Origin of the sequence: Streptomyces albidochromogenes (assembly GCF_005981925.1) — a bacterium.
Taxonomy (GTDB): Bacteria; Actinomycetota; Actinomycetes; order Streptomycetales; family Streptomycetaceae; genus Streptomyces; species Streptomyces albidochromogenes.
On the sequence record NZ_VBVX01000691.1, the window covers coordinates 1 to 800 of the forward strand.

Here is an 800-nt window from a genome sequence, read left to right on the forward strand (position 1 = left end):
GTTCGAGGCCGAAGCTGGTGAACGCGGTGCGGCCGGGGAGGGGGTAGGGGTCCTTGCCGGTGAGGGAGTTGAGGATCGTCGCGCTGCGCCAGGCGGCGAGGCCGAGGTCGGGTGCGCCGACGCCGTGGGTGTGCCGTTCGGCGTTCTGTACGTACACCGATCCGGTGACGGAGGGGTCGAGGACGATGCGGAACCGGTCGTCGATGCGGGGCCGTTCGGCGGCGTCGCGGCGGATGTAGGCGTCGAGTCCGGCGAGGAGCGGCCCCAGGGGGCGTTCGCGGTATCCGGTGGCGAGGACGACGGCGTCGGTGGTGAGGCGGGAGCGGGTGCCCTGCTGGAGGTGTTCGAGGTGGAGTTCCACCTTGGTGGTGCCGACGCGGCCAGCGGTGCGTACGGACACTCCCGGGGTGAGTACGGCGTCGGGCCAGCCGCCGTGCAGGGTGCGCTGGTAGAGCTCGTCGTGGATGGCGGCGATGGTGTCGGCGTCGATGCCCTTGTGGAGCTGCCACTGGCGGGGGCCGAGGTCGTCGCGTACGGACTCGGGCAGGGCGTGGAAGTACCGGCTGTAGTCGGGGGTGAAGTGCTCCAGGCCGAGTTTGGAGTACTCCATGGGGGCGAAGGCCTCGGTCCTGGCGAGCCAGGTGATCTTCTCGCGGCCGGCGGGGCGGGCGCGCAGCAGGTCGAGGAAGACCTCGGCGCCGGACTGTCCGGATCCGATGACGGTGATGTGTTCGGCGGCGAGGAGCCGATGGCGGTGGTCGAGGTAGGCGGACGAGTGGATGACGGGGACGGCGGGGGCT

At 71.2% G+C, this 800-nt stretch carries 1 protein-coding gene; it reads right to left on the bottom strand.

What is annotated here, in order from left to right; genetic code table 11:
* On the bottom strand, positions 1–800 hold an 800-nt coding region (locus E2E34_RS34790), incomplete at both ends, for a SidA/IucD/PvdA family monooxygenase (RefSeq protein WP_167518455.1).